Consider the following 17,652-nt stretch of genomic DNA (forward strand, 5'->3'; position numbering starts at 1 on the left):
TGCGACGGAAATGACGAGACGGAACGTCTTGCGAAGGGCCCGCCCGTGCCGTACGGTCGTCACAACGAAACGAGACGAGACGTCTCGTCCACTTTCGCCCACGTCGCCGACGTACAGGAGACCGCCCTTGTTCCGTGCCCAACTCACCGACGTCACCAAGCGCTACGACGCGCCCGGCGCCCGGTTCCGCACCGTGCTCGACCGCGTCTCCCTCTCCGTCCGTCCCGGCGAACGCCTCGGCGTCGTCGGGGACAACGGCTCCGGGAAGTCCACCCTCCTGCGGCTCCTCGCCGGCCTGGAGGCCCCCGACAACGGCGACGTGACCGTCGAAGCCCCCGGCGGTCTCGGGCACCTCGCCCAGACCCTGGACCTCCCCCCGGAGGCCACCGTCGGGGACGCCGTCGACCACGCCCTCGCGGACGTACGGGAGTTGGAGCGGGCCGTCCGGGCCGCCGAGGCCGCACTCGCCGCGACCGGCGACCTCGACGGATACGCCCGGCTGCTCGCCGCGTACGAGGCGCGGGGCGGCGCCGGGGCCGACCGGCGGGTGGAGACGACGCTGCGGCGGCTCGGGGAGCGCGGCCCGCTCGACCGCGACCGGCCCCTCGGAACGCTCTCCGGCGGACAGCGGTCCCGGCTCGCGCTCGCCGCCGTGCTCGCCGCCGAGCCCGAGCTGCTGCTGCTCGACGAGCCCACCAACGACCTCGACGACGAGGCCGTGGCCTGGCTGGAGGAGCGGCTGCGCGCCCACCGGGGCACGGTCGTCGCCGTCTCCCACGACCGCGTCTTCCTCGACCGGGTCGCCACCGCGGTCCTGGAGGTGGACGAGGACCGCCGCACCCTGCGCCGCTACGGCAACGGCTACACCGGCTACCTGGCCGGACGCGCCGCCGAACGGGCGCGCAGGGTGAGGGAGCACGAGGAGTGGAGGGCCGAACTCGCCCGGTACACGGCCCTCGCGGACACCCACATCGACCGGTTCTCCGCGATCCCCCGCAAGGCCCCGGCCGCGTTCAGCGGGGCCGGCGCCTTCCGGGCCCGGTCGCGGGCGCACGGCGCCATGAGCCGCATCCGGGCCGCCCGCGAACGGCTCGCCCGGCTCACCGCCCACCCCGTGCCCGCACCCCCGGAACCCCTCAGGTTCCGCGCGGACCTCGCGGGCGAGGGCGCGCCCGTAGACCTCGTGGACGTCCGGGTGGAGGGACGGCTCCGGCTCGACGCCCTCCACCTCGACGCGGGCGAACGGCTCCTGGTCACCGGCCCGAACGGCGCCGGGAAGTCCACCCTCCTGAAGGTCCTCGCGGGCGAACTCGCCCCGGACCGAGGCCTTTTGAGGGCGCCCGCCCGGGTCGGGCTGCTCCGCCAGGAGACGGCCCCGCCCACCGACCCCCGTACGGTGGCCGAGGCCTTCGGGGCGGACCGCGCGGACCGGCTCCTCGTCCTCGGGCTCTTCTCCGCCCGCGACCTGGCGACCCCCGTCCGGCACCTGTCCGCCGGTCAGCGCCGCAAGCTGGAACTGGCCCGGCTCGTGACCTCGCCCGCCGACCTGCTCCTCCTCGACGAGCCCACCAACCACCTGGCCCCGGGCCTGGTGGAGGAGATCGAGGCGGCCCTGGCCGCGTACCGGGGCACGCTGGTCGTCGTCAGCCACGACCGGCGCCTGCGGGAGAACTTCCGGGGCCGCGTGCTCGAACTGGCCCCGGAGGCGGCCCTGATGTCCCAGGGCCCGTCCGGCGGATCAGGGTCACGGCCCCGGCCATGATCCGCCGGACATGCCCTAGGGCGTGTGTCGAAAGTCCCGCCTGCCCGGCGGCGCCCGGCACGCACTCCCCCGTAGCCCTTCGGGCACGGGGGTGCCCCCAGCCGCGTTGTCGGGATCAGGGGTTGGCCTCCTTCAGGAAGGCCTGGTTCTCCGGGTCGAGGACGTACTCCTGCGTCAGCTTGTCGTACATCCAGTCCGCGACCACGCCCGTCGTGGCGTCGTACCCGAAGAGGTAGTCGACGGTCGCCGCCAGCTCGAACGCGCCCTTGTAGCCGTGGCGGCGCATCGCCTCGATCCAGCGCGGGTTGACCACGCGGGCCCGGAAGACGCGGGAGGTCTCCTCGACCAGGGTGCGGGTGCGGACGGTCTCCGGGCGGGTCGAGTCGCCGATGTACGCCTCGGGGGCCGTGCCCTTGAGCGCGCGGACGGTCGCCACCATGCCGCCGTGGTACTGGAAGTAGTCGTCCGAGTCCGCGATGTCGTGCTCGCGGGTGTCCGTGTTCTTCGCGGCCACCGCGATCCGCTTGTACGCGGTCTCCATCTCGGCCCGCGCCGGGCGCCCTTCGAGCCCGCGCCCGTACGCGTAACCGCCCCACACCGTGTACACCTCGGCGAGGTCGGCGTCCGTGCGCCAGTCGCGGGAGTCGATCAGCTGGAGGATGCCCGCGCCGTACGTCCCCGGCCGCGAGCCGAAGATCCGGGTGGTGGCGCGCCGCTCGTCGCCGTGCTCGGCCAGGTCGGCCTGCGCGTGCGCCCGTACGTAGTTGTCCTCGGCGGACTCGTCCTCCAGGCCCGCCACCAGCCGTACGGCGTCGTCCAGGAGGCCGATGACGTGCGGGAACGCGTCGCGGAAGAAGCCCGAGATGCGCAGGGTGACGTCGACGCGCGGGCGGCCGAGCTCCGCGAGCGGGATCGGCTCCAGGCCGTTCACGCGGCGCGAGGCCTCGTCCCACAGCGGGCGGACGCCGAGCAGGGCGAGGGCTTCGGCGACGTCGTCGCCGGCGGTGCGCATCGCGCTCGTGCCCCACAGGGAGAGGCCCACGGAGGTCGGCCAGTCGCCGTTGTCGGTGCGGTAGCGCTCCAGGAGCGAGTCCGCGAGCGCCTGGCCGGTCTCCCAGGCGAGCCGGGAGGGGACGGCCTTCGGGTCGACGGAGTAGAAGTTGCGGCCGGTCGGCAGGACGTTGACCAGGCCCCGGAGCGGGGAACCGGACGGGCCCGCCGGGACGAAGCCGCCGTTCAGCGCGTGCACGGCGTGCGCCAGCTCGTCGGTGGTGGCGGCCAGGCGCGGCACGACCTGCTCGGCGGCGAACCGCAGCACGGCCCGCACGTCGGGGCCGTGGTCGGCCGCGACCGACCCGACCGCCTCCACCGCCCAGTCCGCCGCCTCCATCGCCTCGACCAGCTCGCGCGCCTTCGCCTCCGCCTCGTCGGCGGTGGTGCGGGTCGCGGCCGACTCGTCCAGGCCCAGGGCCTCGCGCAGACCGGGCAGGGCCTGCGTGCCGCCCCAGATCTGGCGGGCGCGCAGGATGGAGAGGACCAGGTTGACCCGGGCCCCGCCGGCCGGGGCGCCGCCGAGGACGTGCAGGCCGTCGCGGATCTGGGCGTCCTTGACCTCGCACAGCCAGCCGTCGACGTGCAGCAGGAAGTCGTCGAACCCGTCGTCCTCCGGGCGCTCTTCGAGCCCCAGATCGTGGTCGAGCTTGGCGGCCTGGATCAGGGTCCAGATCTGGGCGCGGATCGCGGGCAGCTTCGCCGGGTCCATGGAGGAGATCTGCGCGTACTCGTCGAGCAGCTGCTCCAGGCGCGCGATGTCGCCGTACGAGTCGGCGCGGGCCATCGGCGGCACCAGGTGGTCGACCAGGGTGGCGTGCACGCGCCGCTTGGCCTGGGTGCCCTCGCCCGGGTCGTTGACCAGGAACGGGTAGACCAGCGGGAGGTCGCCGAGGGCCGCGTCCGGGCCGCAGGCGGCGGACAGGCCGGCGTTCTTGCCGGGCAGCCACTCCAGGTTGCCGTGCTTGCCCAGGTGGACCATGGCGTCGGCACCGAAGCCGCCGTCCTCGGCGCGGGCCGCGATCCAGCGGTAGGCCGCCAGGTAGTGGTGGGACGGCGGGAGGTCCGGGTCGTGGTAGATCGCGATCGGGTTCTCGCCGAAGCCGCGCGGCGGCTGGATGAGGACCAGCAGGTTCCCGCGCCGCAGGGCGGCGAGGACGATGTCGCCCTCCGGGTTCCGCGACCGGTCGAGGAACATCTCGCCGGGCGCCGGGCCCCAGTGCTCCTCGACCTGCGTCCGCAGCTCCTCGGGGAGGGTGGCGTACCAGCGCTTGTAGTCGGCGGCCGGGATGCGGACCGGGTTCCTGGCCAGCTGCTCCTCGGTCAGCCAGTCCTGGTCGTGGCCGCCGGCCTCGATGAGGGCGCGGATCAGCTCGTCGCCGTCGCCCGACACCAGGCCGGGCAGCTCCTCGACGGGCCCGAAGTCGTACCCCTCCTCGATCAGCCGGCGCAGGAGGGAGACGGCGGAGGCGGGGGTGTCGAGGCCGACGGCGTTGCCGATGCGGGAGTGCTTGGTGGGGTACGCGGAGAGGACGAGCGCCAGCCTCTTCTCGGCGTTCGGGATGTGCCGGAGGCGGGCGTGCCGCACGGCGATCCCGGCGACGCGGGCCGCGCGCTCGGCGTCCGCCACGTACGCGGGCAGGCCGTCCGCGTCGATCTCCTTGAAGGAGAACGGGACGGTGATCAGGCGCCCGTCGAACTCGGGGACGGCGACCTGGCCGGCGGCGTCCAGCGGGGACAGGCCCTCGTCGTTCTCCTCCCACGCGGACCGCGAACCGGTCAGGCAGAGGGCCTGGAGGATCGGCACGTCGAGCGCGGCGAGCGCGCCCGCGTCCCAGGCCTCCTCGTCGCCGCCGGCCTGCGCCTCGGCCGGCTTGGTGCCGCCCGCCGCGAGGACGGTGGTGACGAGGGCGTCGGCGGTGCGGAGGGTGTCGATCAGTTCCGGCTCGGGAGCGCGCAGGGAGGCCACGTACAGCGGGAGGGCCCGCGCGCCGGCGTCCTCGATCGCGTCGCACAGGGCGCCGACGAAGGCGGTGTTGCCGCTCATGTGGTGGGCGCGGTAGTAGAGCACGGCGATCGTCGGGCCGTCCCCGTCCCGCGCGGTCCGCTCCAGCGGGCCCCAGGTCGGGGCGGCGGCCGGGGCCTCGAAGCCGTGGCCGGTGAGCAGGACGGTGTCGGAGAGGAAGCGGGCCAGCTGCTCCAGGTTGGCGGGGCCGCCGTGCGCCAGGTAGGCGTGCGCCTCGGTGGCGACGCCGACGGGCACGGTGGACGCCTCCATCAGCTGCGCGTCGGGCGCCTGCTCGCCGCTGAGCACGACCACCGGCTTTCCGGCGGCGCGGATCGCGTCGAGCCCGTCCTGCCAGGAGCGGAGGCCGCCGAGGAGCCGGACGACGACGAGGTCGGCGCCGTCGAGGAGGGCGGGGAGGTCGGCGAGCGGGAGCCGGGACGGGTTGGCGAACCGGTACTCCACCGGGCCGCCGGCCGCACGGGCGCTGAGCAGGTCGGTGTCGGAGTGCGACAGCAGCAGGAGCATGGCGAGGCAGGCCCTTCCTCGGGGTTGTCCGCGCCCCGGGTGGTCGTGTGTGCGGCGGGAGTTCCTGACTCACCCGCCCGGGAGTGCCGGGCCGGCTCACAGTGGCGGGACCGCGCCGGAATCTCACCGGGCTTCCTCCCCGGGGTCCTGGGACCCCATGCCGACTCGCATCCTAGATCGTGGGCCGCGGGGGCTGGAGGGAGCGGGAGGGTCGGACGGATCACACCGGGCCCGAAGGGGCGGGCGCCCGGCTCGCGCGCCCTGCCCCCGGCGCTCCGAGTCGGGCCGGTCACACCCCGCCGACCGCCGGTTTCCCGTGGGTATGCTCGCCGCCATGCCGCCCGACCCGACCCCGGCCCCGACGCCCGCCCCCGGCGCACCCCGTGTGCGGGAGCGCGGCGACGCCTGCCCCGGGGCGCTGCGGCTGCACTCCGCCGACGACGGGCACCTGGCCCGACTGCGGCTCCCCGCAGGGCTCCTGACGTCGCGTCAGGTGGAGGTCCTGGCGGACGCAGCCGAGGCCCTGGGGGACGGGCGGATCAGCGTCACCTCGCGCGGCAACGCCGAGCTGCGCGGCCTGGCCGGCGGCTGCGGGGCGGAGCTCGCGGCGCTCCTCGCGGAGGCGGGCCTGCTGCCCTCCCCCACCCACGAGCGCGTCCGCAACATCGTGGCCTCCCCGGCCTCGGGCCTCGACGGACTCGGCGCCGCCGACGTGCAGTTGTGGGCCCGCGAGCTGGACGAACGGCTCTGCGCCGCGCCCTGGGCCGCCGCGCTCTCGGGCCGTTTCCTCTTCGTCCTGGACGACGGCCGCGGCGACGTCACCGGCCTCGGCGGGGATGTGACCTTGGTCGCAGCGGACCCCGGCACCGCGCTCCTGCACCTCGGCGGCCGGACCGTGCGCGTGGCCGCCGCCGACGCCCCCCGCGCCGCCCTCGCCGCCGCCCGCGCCTTCCTGACCGCCGCCCGCGGGGCCGGTACGGGCGCCTGGCGCGTCCGGGAGCTGCCGGAGGGCTCCGGGGTGGACGTACGGGCGGCGCTCACGACGGCCGGGATCGCGGCGGAGCCCGTACGGGAGGCCGTACGGAAGCCCGTAGAGGAGGCCGCCGTACGGAAGCCCGTGGAGGAGGCCGCCGTACGAGAGGACATACGGAAGCCCGTACAGGAGGCCGTACGGGAATCCGCCCCGCCCCACGGCGCTCCCCCCGCTCCCGGCCCCCTCGGGCCCGCCGCGTTCCACGTGCTCGCCCCCCTCGGCCGGCTCACCGCCGCGCAGCTGCGGGCCCTGCTGCCCGCCGACGAGGTACGGCTCACGCCCTGGCGCGGGGCCGTCGTCGTCGGCGCCGGGCCCGACCGGGCGCCCGCGCTCGACGCGGCCGGCCTGATCACCCGGCCCGGCTCCCCCTGGGCCGGCGTCAGCGCCTGCACCGGGCGGCCCGGCTGCGCCAAGTCCCTCGCGGACGTGCGGGCGGACGCGGTCCCCGGCCGCCCCGGCCTGCCCGTCCACTACTCCGGCTGCGAGCGCCGCTGCGGGCACCCGCACGGCGACTGGGTCGACGTCCTCGCCGTCCCCGGCGGGGGCTACCTGGTCGACGGCGCCCCCGTCCCCCGTACCGACCTGGCCCCCGCGGTCACCACGGCCCGCACCGCACCCCGCACCGCGCCCCGCACAACGAGATGAGCGAGAACAGGATGTTCGACTACGAGAAGGACGGCACGGAGATCTACCGCCGCTCCTTTGCCACGATCCGCGCCGAGGCGGACCTCACGGGCCTGCCCGCCGACGTCGCCCAGGTGGCGGTCCGGATGATCCACGCCTGCGGCATGACGGACCTCGTCCAGGACATCGCGTACTCGCCGGGCGTCGTCGCGAGCGCCCGCGCCGCGCTCCGGGCGGGCGCGCCGATCCTCTGCGACGCGCAGATGGTCGCCAGCGGCGTCACCCGCAAGCGGCTGCCCGCCGACAACGAGGTGGTCTGCACGCTCTCCGACCCGGCCGTCCCGGCCCTGGCCGCCGAGCTGGGCACCACCCGCTCCGCCGCAGCCCTGGAGCTGTGGCGGGACCGCCTCGAAGGCTCCGTCGTGGCCGTCGGCAACGCGCCCACCGCCCTCTTCCACCTCCTGGAGATGGTCGCGAAGGGGGCGGGCAGGCCCGCCGCCGTCCTCGGCATACCGGTCGGCTTCATCGGCGCCGCCGAGTCCAAGGACGCCCTCGCCGCCAACACCCTCGGCCTCGACCACCTCGTCGTCCGGGGCCGGCGCGGCGGCAGCGCCATGACGGCCGCCGCGATCAACGCCCTCGCGCACGAAGCGGAGATCCAGCAGTGACCGGGACCCCGGCCGGAAACACCGTCGGCAAGCTGTACGGCGTGGGGCTCGGGCCCGGCGACCCGGAGCTCCTGACCCTCGCCGCCGTGAAGGCCATCGCGTCCGCCGACGTGGTCGCCTACCACTCGGCCCGCCACGGGCGCTCCATCGCCCGCTCGATCGCGGCCCCCCACCTGCGCGAGGACCACGTCGAGGAGCGCCTGGTGTACCCGCTCACGGTGGAGACCACGGACCACCCCGGCGGCTACCGGGGCGCCCTGAACGACTTCTACGAGGAGGCGGCGGCCCGGCTCGCCGCCCACCTGGACGCGGGCCGCACGGTCGCGGTCCTCGCCGAGGGCGACCCGCTCTTCTACGGCTCGTACCAGCACATGCACAAGCGGCTCGCGCACCGCTACGACACGACCGTCATCCCCGGCGTCACCTCGGTGAGCGCCGCCGCCGCCCGGCTCGGGGAGCCGCTGTGCGAGGCGGAGGAGGTCCTGACGATCGTCCCGGGCACGCTGCCGGAGGACGAGCTGACGGCCCGGCTCGCGGGCACGGACTCGGCGGTCGTGATGAAGCTGGGCCGCACCTTCCCCACCGTGCGGCGGGCCCTGGAGCGGGCGGGCCGCCTGGAGGACGCGCGGTACGTGGAGCGGGCGTTCATGGCGGGCGAGCGGACGGAGCGCCTGGCGGACGTGGACCCGGGGTCCGTCCCGTACTTCTCGGTGGCCGTGCTGCCCTCCCGCGTCGACGAGGAGCCGCCGGTACGGGAGCGGGGCGAGGTCGTCGTGGTCGGCACGGGCCCGGCGGGCGCGCCCTGGCTGACGCCGGAGTCGCGCGGCGCCCTGCTGAACGCGGACGACCTGGTCGGCTACACCACCTATCTGGACCGGGTGCCGGTGCTGCGCCCCGGGCAGCGGCGGCACGGCTCCGACAACAAGGTGGAGTCGGAGCGCGCCGAGTTCGCCCTCGACCTGGCCCGGCGCGGGCACCGGGTCGCGGTCGTCTCGGGCGGCGACCCGGGCGTCTTCGCGATGGCGACGGCGGTCCTGGAGGTGGCGTCGGAACCGGAGTACGCGGACGTTCCCGTACGGGTCCTGCCGGGCGTGACCGCCGCCAACGCGGCCGCGGCGGCGGCGGGCGCCCCGCTCGGCCACGACTACGCGACGATCTCGCTCTCCGACCGGCTCAAGCCCTGGGACGTGATCGCGGACCGGCTGCGCGCGGCGGCCGGCGCGGACCTGGTCATCGCCCTGTACAACCCGGGCTCGAAGTCCCGCACCCACCAGGTGGCGGCCGCCCGCGACCTCCTCCTGGAACTCCGCTCCCCCGACACCCCGGTGGTCGTCGCCCGCGACGTCGGCGGCCCCGAGCAGTCGGTCCGGGTCCTGACCCTGAAGACCCTGGACCCCTCCGAGGTCGACATGCGCACCCTCCTCCTGATCGGCTCCTCGCAGACCCGGGCGGTGGAGCGCGGCGACGGCCGCACGATCACGTGGACGCCGCGCCGGTACGGCTAGGGCCTGTCCGACCCTGATCCGCCGGACAGGCCCCGGGACTCAGTACCCGAGCACCAGGGCGGCGGCCTCCTCGGGCGTCGTCGCCGTCCGTACGCCCTCCGGGACCGGGGGGCGGCGGACGACGACGACCGGGATGCCGGCCTCGCGGGCGGCGGTCAGTTTCGGGGCGGTGGCCGTGCCGCCGCTGTCCTTGGTGACGAGGACGTCGATGCGGTGGCGGCGCAGCAGCTCGCGTTCGCCGTCGAGGGTGAAGGGGCCCCGGTCGAGAAGGATCTCGGCGCGGGCCGGCACCGGGGCCTCGGGGGCGTCGACCGAGCGGACCAGGAACCACTCCGGGCGGTCGGCGAAGACGGCCAGGCCCATGCGGCCGGTGGTGAGGAAGACGCGGTCCCCGAGGCCGTCGAGGGCGGTGGCGGCCTCCGCCAGGGAGCCCGCGTCGCGCCAGTCGTCGCCCGCCCCCGGGACCCAGCCGGGACGGCGGAGCGCGAGCAGGGGAACATGGGCGGTGGCGGCCGCCCGGGCCGCGTTGAAGCTGATCCGCTCGGCGAAGGGATGGGTGGCGTCGATGACCGCGTCCACCGCGTGCTCCCCCAGCCAGGCCGCGAGCCCGTCCGCCCCGCCGAAGCCGCCGATCCGGACCTCGCCCTCGGGCAGCCGGGGCCGGGCGACCCGCCCCGCGAGCGAGCTGGTGACCCGGACGCGGGGGTGGAGCAGTCCCGCGAGGGCGCGGGCCTCGGTGGTCCCGCCGAGAATGAGTACGTGCACAGGAGCCCCTTCGTGAGTTCAGGCGGCGGGCGCGAGGCCCAACTCAAGCACACCGGTCTGCGCCCGGGCTGGACGACCGGTGCCTGTGCGACGGCGGCGACGACGGCCGCGTACACGGCCCTCCTGACCGGGGACTTCCCGGACCCGGTGACGATCACGCTGCCGAAGGGGCAGACGCCGTCGTTCGCGCTCACGGCCGAGGAGCACGCCGGGGACACGGCCATGGCGGCGGTGGTGAAGGACGCGGGCGACGACCCGGACGTCACCCACGGGGCCGTGATCCGCTCGACGGTACGGCTCCTGCCGCCGGGCTCCGGGGTGGTCTTCCGGGCGGGCGAGGGCGTCGGCACGGTCACCCTGCCGGGCCTGCCGCTCGACGTGGGCGAGCCGGCGATCAACCCCGTGCCCCGGCAGCTGATGCGCGAGCACGTGGCGCGGGTCGCCGCCGCGCACGGCGGCACGGGCGACGTCGAGGTCACGATCTCCGTCGACGGCGGCGCCGAGATCGCCCGCTCCACCTGGAACCCCCGGATCGGCATCCTCGGCGGACTGTCGATCCTCGGCACGACCGGGATCGTCGTCCCGTACTCCTGCTCGGCCTGGATCGACTCCATCCGCCGGGGCGTGGACGTGGCCCGCGCGGGCGGCCTCACGCACGTCGCCGGCTGCACCGGCTCGACCTCGGAGCGGACGGTGACGGGCCTGTACGACCTGCCGGAGATCGCCCTGCTCGACATGGGCGACTTCGCGGGCGCGGTCCTCAAGTACGTCCGCCGCCACCCGGTGGACCGGCTGACGGTCTGCGGCGGCTTCGCGAAGCTCTCCAAGCTGGCCGCCGGCCACCTGGACCTGCACTCGGCCCGCTCCCAGGTCGACAAGGGCTTCCTGGCGGACCTGGCCCTCACGGGCGGCGCGTCCGAGGCGCTGGCGGCGGAGATCGCCGCCGCGAACACGGGCCTGGCCGCCCTCCGCCTCTGCGAGGCCGCCGGCGTCCCCCTCGGCGACCTGGTGGCCGCCCGCGCCCGCGACGAGTCCCTGACGGTCCTGCGCGGCGCCCCGGTCGCGGTGGACGTGATCTGCGTCGACCGCGCGGGGACGGTGGTGGGGCGGTCGTCGGTGCGGGGGCCGGGGGCGTAGGGCGGGGGCCGCTCTCGCGGCCGGGATCCTGCCGCCCCGGGGGGCGCCTCGGCCCCGGTCGGCACCGCGCGTGCGACGGCGACGCCGTTCTCGGCGGCGGTGACGGACTCGCCCGCCGCGACGGCGGCGAGGACCCGCGGGGGCCGCCGACCGGATTCCCGGGCCGTGATCTCCCTACGCGGCGGGGTCCCACGTGCCGACATGCGGCGCCCGGGGCCCGCCCCTAGGCTTGGCGGCGAACACCCGACCGAGCGACCGAGAGGGAGTCTCATGTCGAAGCGTGGCAACAAGCGGCGGGCCCGGAAGAAGAAGGGCGCGAACCACGGCAAGCGGCCGAACACCTGAGCCGAGTGGTCGTGACGGAGGGGCCCCGGGGATCTCCCCGGGGCCCCTCCGCGTGTGTGCCGGTCGCTTCCCGCGTGGACCGGTCGCCCTCCGCGTGGACCGGTCGCCCTCCGCGTGGACCGGTCGCCCTCCGCGTGGTCCGGTCGCCCTCCGCGTGCGCGGTCGTCAGCAGGCGTGGCGGTCGCGGGCCGGGTCGTACAGGTGGCTGTCGCGGAACTCGGAGGCCGCGAGGGTGCGGCCGACGATGATGACGGCCGTCTTCGTGATCCCGGCCGCCTTCGTCTGCTCCGCGATGTCGTCCAGGGTGCCGCGCAGGACGACCTCGTCGGGGCGGCTGGCCATCGCGACGACGGCGGCCGGGCAGTCCGTGCCGTAGTGGGGGACCAGCTCGGCGACGACCCGGTCGACGTAGCGGGCGGCCAGGTGGAGGACGAGCAGGGCGCCGCTGCGGCCCAGGGTCGCCAGGTCCTCGCCCTCCGGCATCGGGGTGGCCTGCTGGGCGATCCGGGTCAGGATGACGGTCTGGCCGACCGTGGGGACGGTCAGCTCCCGCTTGAGCGCGGCGGCCGCCGCCGCGAAGGCCGGGACGCCGGGGACGACCTCGTACGGGATGCCGAGCGCGTCCAGGCGGCGCATCTGCTCCGCGACCGCGCTGAACACCGACGGGTCCCCGGAGTGCAGCCGGGCCACGTCCTGCCCCGCCTCGTGGGCGGCGGCGATCTCCGCGACGATCCCGTCCAGGTCCATCCGGGCCGTGTCGACGCGCCGCGCGTCCGGCGGGCACTCGGCCAGCAGCTCGACGGGGACGAGGGAGCCGGCGTAGAGGCAGACCCCGCACGTCGCCAGGGTCCGCGCGCCGCGCACGGTGATCAGATCGGCCGCGCCGGGGCCCGCGCCGATGAAGTAGACGGTCATCCCTCTTCAGAACCTTTCGTGACGGGCCGCCGGGTGTCGGACCGCTGTGTGACGGATCGCTGCGTGTCGGCCCCCTCCGTGGCGGGCCGCTTCGTGACGGACCCTTCCGTAGCGGACCCCTCCGTGGCGGGCCGCTTCGTGACGGACCCCTCCGTGGCGGGCCGCTTCGTGACGGACCACTGCGTGACCGGCATCGCCTGCCGCCAGCCGGTGAAGCCGCCCACGGGGACGGCGGTGGCGACCGCGAGCCGGACGAGTTCCCCGCCGTGGCGGCGGTGGGCCTCGGCGAGCAGCGCCTCGGATTCGAGCGTGACGGTGTTGGCGACGAGCCGGCCGCCGGCGGGCAGCGCGTCCCAGCAGGCCGCGAGCAGGCCGGGGGCGGTCAGGCCGCCGCCGACGAAGACCGCGTCCGGAGTGGGGAGGCCCGCCAGGGCCTCGGGGGCAGGGCCGGTGACGACCTTCAGGGCCGGGACGCCGAGCGCGTCGGCGTTGCGGGCGATGCGGGCGGCCCGCTCGGGGTCCTTCTCGATCGCGACGGCCCGGCAGGCGCGGTGGGTCCGCATCCACTCGATGCCGAGGGAGCCGGAGCCGCCGCCGACGTCCCAGAGGAGTTCGCCGGGGGCCGGGGCGAGCGCGGCGAGGGTGGCGGCGCGCACGTACCGCTTGGTGAGCTGCCCGTCGTGCTCGTACGCCTCGTCCGGCAGGCCCGGCGCGGCGCCGAGCCGCAGCGCGTCGGGGTCGCGCACGCAGTCGAGCGCGAGGACGTGGAGCGCGTCGGTCCGCTCGTACGGCCAGGCCTCGGCGGTCGCGTCGAGGACCCGCTCGCGGGGGCCGCCGAGCTGTTCCAGGACCCGGATGCGGGTGCCGCCCCAGCCGGTGTCGCACAGCAGGGACGCCACCCGGGCGGGGGTCTCCGGGCCCTCACCGAGGACCAGGACCCGGCGCCCGGGGTGCAGCACGACGGCGAGGGCCGCGAGCGGCCGGGCGACCAGGGACACCGTCTCGGTCTCCTCCAGGGGCCAGCCGAGCCGGGCGCAGGCGTACGAGACGGAGGACGGGTGCGGGTGGATCCGCAGCCGGTCGGCGCCGACGGTCTCCGCGAGGGTGCGGCCGATGCCGTGGAAGGAGGGGTCCCCGCTGGCCAGGACGGCGATCGCGCGCCCCGCGTGGGCGGCGAGCAGGCCGGGCACGGCCGGGCGGAGGGGGGAGGGCCAGGCGATCCGCTCGCCGGGGCAGTCGCCGCCGGGCAGCAGGTCGAGCTGGCGGGGGGCGCCGATCAGGACCTCGGCGGCGCGCAGGACGCGGCGGGAGGCCTCGGGGAGCCCGCCCCAGCCGTCCGCGCCGATCCCGACGACCGCTATCCCACCCGACGGGGCGGCCGGTTCCGCCCCCGGCAGCGCGGCCGATGTCGCACCCGCCGACGCGCCCGATGCCGCACCCGCCGACGCATCCGGTATCGCACCCGTCGCACCGTTCACACCCGTACCGTCCACGCCGCCGAACTCTACGGGAGCCCCGGGCTCCCCTTCCTCGTGGCCGTGCTCACTTCCGGGCGTTCCGCCCCACGGAGAAGAGGATCCGGACGAAGCCGGCGAAGGCGTGCGTGGCGGAGACCCACACGAAGACGCGGGGCATCACGCCGCGCTCTCTCCAGCGCCCGGTGGCGGTCCCGGATCCGGTTGCGGGACCGGCGGTCCCGGGATCGGTCACGCCCTCCGGCGTACGGGTCCCGGAGGGAGGCCCCGGGGCCCGGAATAGGGAGGGGGCTCGCGCCGTTGGACGAGATGATTTAAGATTCAACCACTAGTCGGGACCGGGAGAGGCACCCGGCAACGCGAGAGGTGAGCACGATGCAGTTCGGGATCTTCACCGTCGGCGACGTGACGACCGACCCCACCACCGGCCGCACCCCCACCGAACACGAGCGGATCAAGAACACCGTCGCCATCGCGCTCAAGGCCGAGGAGGTCGGGCTCGACGTCTTCGCGACCGGGGAGCACCACAACCCGCCGTTCGTCCCGTCGTCCCCCACCACCCTCCTCGGGCACATCGCCGCCCGCACGGAGAACCTGGTCCTGTCCACGTCCACGACCCTGATCACCACCAACGACCCGGTGAAGATCGCCGAGGACTACGCGACCCTCCAGCACCTCGCGGACGGACGCGTGGACCTGATGATGGGCCGCGGCAACACCGGCCCGGTCTACCCGTGGTTCGGCCAGGACATCCGCCAGGGCATCCCGCTCGCCATCGAGAACTACGCGCTGCTCCACAAGCTGTGGAGGGAGGACGTGGTCGACTGGGAGGGCAGGTTCCGCACCGCGCTCCAGGGCTTCACCTCCACCCCGCGCCCGCTCGACGGCGTCCCGCCGTTCGTCTGGCACGGCTCCATCCGCTCCCCGGAGATCGCCGAGCAGGCCGCCTACTACGGCGACGGCTTCTTCGCGAACCACATCTTCTGGCCCAAGCAGCACACCGAGAAGATGGTCCGGCTCTACCGGCAGCGGTACGCGCACTACGGCCACGGCACGCCCGAGCAGGCGATCGTCGGCCTCGGCGGCCAGGTCTTCATGCGGAAGAACTCGCAGGACGCGGTACGGGAGTTCCGCCCGTACTTCGACAACGCGCCGGTCTACGGCCACGGCCCCTCCCTGGAGGAGTTCGCCCGCGAGACCCCGCTAACCGTCGGCTCCCCGCAGGAGGTCGTCGAGCGGACCCTGTCCTTCCGCGAGTACGTGGGCGACTACCAGCGCCAGCTGTTCCTGGTCGACCACGCCGGACTGCCCCTGAAGACCGTCCTGGAACAGCTCGACATCCTCGGCGAGGAGGTCGTCCCGGTGCTGCGCAAGGAGTTCGCGAACCTGCGCCCGGCCGGCGTCCCGGCCACCGCCCCGCTCCACCCCGCCGTCACCGCCGCCAAGGAGGCGTAACCGTCATGCGCACGCTCAAGCTGGTCGCCGTCTCCGCCGGACTCGGCAGCCCCTCCTCCACCCGGCTCCTCGCCGACCGGCTCCTCCGGGCCGCCCGCTACCGGCTGGCCGAGCAGGAGTACGCCGTCGACGTCGAGGTGGTCGAACTCCGCGACCTGGCCGTCGACATCGCCCACAACTTCGTCACCGGCTTCCCCTCCGGGAAGCTCCGGGAGGCGATCGACACGGTGACCGGCGCGGACGGCGTCATCGCGGTGACCCCGGTCTTCACCGCCTCGTACAGCGGTCTGTTCAAGTCGTTCTTCGACCTGGTCGACCCGACGGCGCTGACCGGCGTCCCGGTCCTGATCGGGGCGACCGGCGGCACCGCCCGCCACTCGCTGGTCCTCGACCACGCCCTGCGACCGCTCTTCGCCTACCTGCGGGCCCTGACCGTCCCGACCGCCGTCTACGCGGCCTCGGAGGACTGGGGTTCGGGCGGCGACGAGTACACGGAGGGCCTGCCCGCCCGGATCGACCGGGCCGGGTACGAGTTCGCGGACGCGGTCGCGGCCCGGCCGGCCCGGGAGGCGGACGAGGACGAGGTCGTGCCGTTCGAGCGCCAACTGGCCGATCTGCGCCTCGACTGACCGCCCGGTCCAACCGATTTGTTACGTTGGAGGCGGATCGCACAGATGTGCCGTACGACGGACGGAGGTCGGCGATGGCCGGCAGGATCGTGGTGGGCGTGGACGGGTCGGAGCCTTCCCTGAAGGCCCTGAAGTGGGCGGCCGGGCAGGCCGCCCTGACCGGGGACTCCCTGGAGGCGGTCATCGCCTGGGAGTACCCGGCCTCCTGGGCGACGCTGATGCCGGGCGTACCGGCGGAGTTCGACCCCGAGCGGCTCGCCGCGCAGATCCTGGACCAGGCCCTGGCCGACGCGCTCACCCCGGAGGCGGCCGCCGACGCCGTCCGCACGGTGATCGGCGGCAACACCGCGCAGGCCCTGGTGGACACGGCGAAGGGCGCGAACCTCCTCGTCGTCGGCGACCGCGGCCACAGCGGCTTCCGGGCGGCCGTCCTCGGCTCGGTCTCCACCCAGGTCGCCCAGCACGCCCCCTGCCCGGTCGTGGTCGTCCGCGGCGAGAGCGTGCAGCCCGTCTAGGGCCTGTCCGCCGGCAGCACGTCCGCCACCACGCAGGACGCGTTGTCCGGGCCGCCCCGCCCGTCGGCGAGGGCGAGCAGGGCGCGGGCGGTATCCTCCGGGCCCGCGCCGGACGCCAGGGCGGCGTGCAGCTCCGCCTCCGGCACGACCGCCGACAGGCCGTCCGTGCACAGCAGCCAGCGGTCCCCGGGCCGCCCCTCGTGCAGGCTCAGGTCGGGCGCGGGCCCGTCCTCCGCCCCGTCGAGGGCCCGCAGGAGCAGCGCCCGGTCCGGATGGGACGCCGCCTCCGCCGGGTCGAGTTCGCCCGCGTCCACCCGCGCCTGTACGGCGGTGTGGTCGCGGGTGAGGCGCACGAGGCCCCCGTCCCGCAGCAGGTACGCGCGCCCGTCGCCCACGTGCGCGAGCGCGAGCCGGGAACCCGTCCACACTCCGGCCGTCAGGGTCGTTCCCGAGCCGGGCGCCGCCGCGCCGACCCCCGCGTCCGCACGGTGCACGGCGTCCTCCAGGGCGTTGAGCAGGTCCCCGGCCCGGCCGCCGGGCGCCGGGGCGCCCCCGACGGCGGAGAGGGCCGCGAGGGCCGCCTCCGCCGCCAGGTCCCCCGCCGCGCCGTAACCGTCCGCGACGGCGAGCAGGCGCGGGCCGGCGTGCGCGCGGTCCTGGTCGGCCTCCCGCACGCGTCCGCGCTCCGAGAGCGCGGCGGCGAGCAGGGCGTGGGGCCGTACGGCCGTGGTCGTCGTGTCGGTGTCCATACCGGTGTTTCCTCCCAGTCGGTCCAGCAGGGAGGCAGCCAGGCCGCGCCGTTCCGCCGTCTCGGCCTCGACCCGGGCCCAGTGGGCGCGGACCGCGCGGGCCGCCGCCCCCGGGTCCGTGCCGTGCAACGCGCACACGTCCCGGACCTCGGCGAGCGGCATCCCGATCCGCCGCAGCCAGGCCACCAGCCGGGCCCGCTCCACCTGCGCGGCCGCGTAGTACCGGTAGCCGGTGTACGCGTCGACGCGGGCGGGCGGGAGCAGGCCGAGTTCGTCGTAGCGGCGCAGCGCCTTGGCGGAGAGCCGGGACGCGCGGGAGAACTCCCCGATCGTCATGAGCGGTTCCGGTACCCCGGCCGCTCCGGCCGTCCCGTGCCGTTCGCCCGCCCCGTGCGTTCCGTGCGTCCCGTGCCGTTCCACCGGCGTGCCACCTCCCCCGCCGGGCGCCCCGTGGCGCCCGGCCCCGCCGATGCTGGACCTTCCCGCGCGGGG

15 protein-coding genes and 1 riboswitch are annotated in these 17,652 nt (G+C 75.8%); of the genes, 9 read left to right on the forward strand and 6 right to left on the reverse strand.

Translation table 11 applies throughout. The features are described 5' to 3' along the window. Window positions 1–127 precede the first annotated feature (127 nt). Window positions 128–1,762, forward strand: a complete 1,635-nt coding sequence (gene abc-f / locus OO47_RS06250) for a ribosomal protection-like ABC-F family protein (protein ID WP_030206352.1) — start codon at window positions 128–130, stop codon at window positions 1,760–1,762. 115 nt (window positions 1,763–1,877) lie between these two features. Here the strand turns inward: abc-f and cobN are convergent, their stop codons facing one another. Beyond that, window positions 1,878–5,345 carry a cobaltochelatase subunit CobN gene (cobN, locus tag OO47_RS06255; RefSeq protein WP_033208269.1) on the reverse strand — a complete coding sequence of 1,156 codons (3,468 nt, stop codon included), beginning with the start codon at window positions 5,343–5,345 and terminating at the stop codon, window positions 1,878–1,880. Window positions 5,346–5,384: 39 nt separating this feature from the next. Beyond that, window positions 5,385–5,525, reverse strand: a riboswitch (cobalamin riboswitch). Between the two features lie 154 nt (window positions 5,526–5,679). Here cobN and OO47_RS06260 point away from each other — a divergent pair. The 3 genes from OO47_RS06260 to OO47_RS06270 are packed head-to-tail and all read left to right on the forward strand — an operon-like array spanning window position 5,680 to window position 9,175. Next, the gene (locus OO47_RS06260; RefSeq protein WP_051715314.1) at window positions 5,680–7,023 is read left to right on the forward strand and encodes a cobalamin biosynthesis protein CobG; all 1,344 of its coding nucleotides are present in this window, start codon (window positions 5,680–5,682) and stop codon (window positions 7,021–7,023) included. Next, window positions 7,020–7,670 carry a precorrin-8X methylmutase gene (locus tag OO47_RS06265; RefSeq protein WP_078489501.1) on the forward strand — a complete coding sequence of 217 codons (651 nt, stop codon included), beginning with the start codon at window positions 7,020–7,022 and terminating at the stop codon, window positions 7,668–7,670. The genes OO47_RS06260 and OO47_RS06265 overlap by 4 nt, the downstream gene beginning before the upstream one ends. Beyond that, a complete protein-coding gene (locus OO47_RS06270; protein ID WP_030206359.1) occupies window positions 7,667–9,175 on the forward strand; it encodes a precorrin-2 C(20)-methyltransferase in 1,509 nt (502 codons plus the stop codon). Before OO47_RS06265 ends, OO47_RS06270 begins: the two co-directional genes overlap by 4 nt. A 39-nt stretch (window positions 9,176–9,214) precedes the next feature. On the opposite strand, the gene OO47_RS06275 is transcribed toward OO47_RS06270, so the two are convergent. After that, window positions 9,215–9,940, reverse strand: coding sequence for a cobalt-precorrin-6A reductase (locus tag OO47_RS06275; RefSeq protein WP_030206362.1), 726 nt, complete (start codon window positions 9,938–9,940; stop codon window positions 9,215–9,217). Window positions 9,941–9,952: 12 nt separating this feature from the next. On the opposite strand from OO47_RS06275, the gene OO47_RS06280 reads away from it, so the two are divergent. Together OO47_RS06280 and OO47_RS38720 are read left to right on the forward strand one after the other, a co-directional pair. Beyond that, a complete protein-coding gene (locus tag OO47_RS06280; RefSeq protein WP_030206364.1) occupies window positions 9,953–11,077 on the forward strand; it encodes a cobalt-precorrin-5B (C(1))-methyltransferase in 1,125 nt (374 codons plus the stop codon). A 270-nt stretch (window positions 11,078–11,347) separates the two neighbouring features. Continuing rightward, the gene (locus OO47_RS38720) at window positions 11,348–11,422 is read left to right on the forward strand and encodes a 50S ribosomal protein bL37 (protein ID WP_372460710.1); all 75 of its coding nucleotides are present in this window, start codon (window positions 11,348–11,350) and stop codon (window positions 11,420–11,422) included. A gap of 165 nt (window positions 11,423–11,587) precedes the next feature. Here the strand turns inward: OO47_RS38720 and cobM are convergent, their stop codons facing one another. The 3 genes from cobM to OO47_RS37190 all read right to left on the reverse strand — a co-directional run bounded on the left by cobM (window position 11,588) and on the right by OO47_RS37190 (window position 14,047). Continuing rightward, on the reverse strand, window positions 11,588–12,337 hold the full coding sequence (gene cobM, locus OO47_RS06285; RefSeq protein WP_030206365.1) for a precorrin-4 C(11)-methyltransferase: 750 nt from the start codon (window positions 12,335–12,337) through the stop codon (window positions 11,588–11,590). Next, window positions 12,334–13,734, reverse strand: coding sequence for a precorrin-6y C5,15-methyltransferase (decarboxylating) subunit CbiE (gene cbiE / locus OO47_RS06290; RefSeq protein ID WP_078489509.1), 1,401 nt, complete (start codon window positions 13,732–13,734; stop codon window positions 12,334–12,336). Before cbiE ends, cobM begins: the two co-directional genes overlap by 4 nt. 145 nt (window positions 13,735–13,879) lie before the next feature. After that, the gene (locus OO47_RS37190; protein ID WP_167345313.1) at window positions 13,880–14,047 is read right to left on the reverse strand and encodes a DUF6126 family protein; all 168 of its coding nucleotides are present in this window, start codon (window positions 14,045–14,047) and stop codon (window positions 13,880–13,882) included. Between the two features lie 140 nt (window positions 14,048–14,187). On the opposite strand from OO47_RS37190, the gene OO47_RS06295 reads away from it, so the two are divergent. The 3 genes from OO47_RS06295 (at window position 14,188) to OO47_RS06305 (ending at window position 16,411) form a co-directional block, all read left to right on the forward strand. After that, a complete protein-coding gene (locus OO47_RS06295; protein WP_030206368.1) occupies window positions 14,188–15,267 on the forward strand; it encodes an LLM class flavin-dependent oxidoreductase in 1,080 nt (359 codons plus the stop codon). A 5-nt stretch (window positions 15,268–15,272) separates the two neighbouring features. Next, on the forward strand, window positions 15,273–15,896 hold the full coding sequence (locus OO47_RS06300) for an FMN reductase (RefSeq protein WP_030206369.1): 624 nt from the start codon (window positions 15,273–15,275) through the stop codon (window positions 15,894–15,896). 74 nt (window positions 15,897–15,970) lie between these two features. Then, window positions 15,971–16,411, forward strand: coding sequence for a universal stress protein (locus OO47_RS06305; protein WP_030206371.1), 441 nt, complete (start codon window positions 15,971–15,973; stop codon window positions 16,409–16,411). On the opposite strand, the gene OO47_RS06310 is transcribed toward OO47_RS06305, so the two are convergent. Beyond that, a complete protein-coding gene (locus OO47_RS06310; protein ID WP_030206384.1) occupies window positions 16,408–17,496 on the reverse strand; it encodes a MerR family transcriptional regulator in 1,089 nt (362 codons plus the stop codon). The genes OO47_RS06305 and OO47_RS06310 overlap by 4 nt on opposite strands. Window positions 17,497–17,652: the final 156 nt, after the last annotated feature.

The sequence above is a fragment of the Streptomyces bikiniensis genome (assembly GCF_000716625.1).
Taxonomy (GTDB): Bacteria; Actinomycetota; Actinomycetes; order Streptomycetales; family Streptomycetaceae; genus Streptomyces; species Streptomyces bikiniensis.

Bases quoted from the DNA above. Each gene is read 5' to 3' on its own strand.
- OO47_RS06300 (WP_030206369.1), top strand. From the start codon at position 15,273: ATGCGCACGCTCAAGCTGGTCGCCGTCTCCGCCGGACTCGGCAGCCCC.
- OO47_RS06265 (WP_078489501.1), top strand. From the start codon at position 7,020: ATGAGCGAGAACAGGATGTTCGACTACGAGAAGGACGGCACGGAGATC.
- cobN (WP_033208269.1), bottom strand. From the start codon at position 5,345: ATGCTCCTGCTGCTGTCGCACTCCGACACCGACCTGCTCAGCGCCCGT.
- OO47_RS06310 (WP_030206384.1), bottom strand. From the start codon at position 17,496: ATGACGATCGGGGAGTTCTCCCGCGCGTCCCGGCTCTCCGCCAAGGCG.
- OO47_RS06260 (WP_051715314.1), top strand. From the start codon at position 5,680: ATGCCGCCCGACCCGACCCCGGCCCCGACGCCCGCCCCCGGCGCACCC.
- OO47_RS06295 (WP_030206368.1), top strand. From the start codon at position 14,188: ATGCAGTTCGGGATCTTCACCGTCGGCGACGTGACGACCGACCCCACC.
- OO47_RS06305 (WP_030206371.1), top strand. From the start codon at position 15,971: ATGGCCGGCAGGATCGTGGTGGGCGTGGACGGGTCGGAGCCTTCCCTG.
- cobM (WP_030206365.1), bottom strand. From the start codon at position 12,337: ATGACCGTCTACTTCATCGGCGCGGGCCCCGGCGCGGCCGATCTGATC.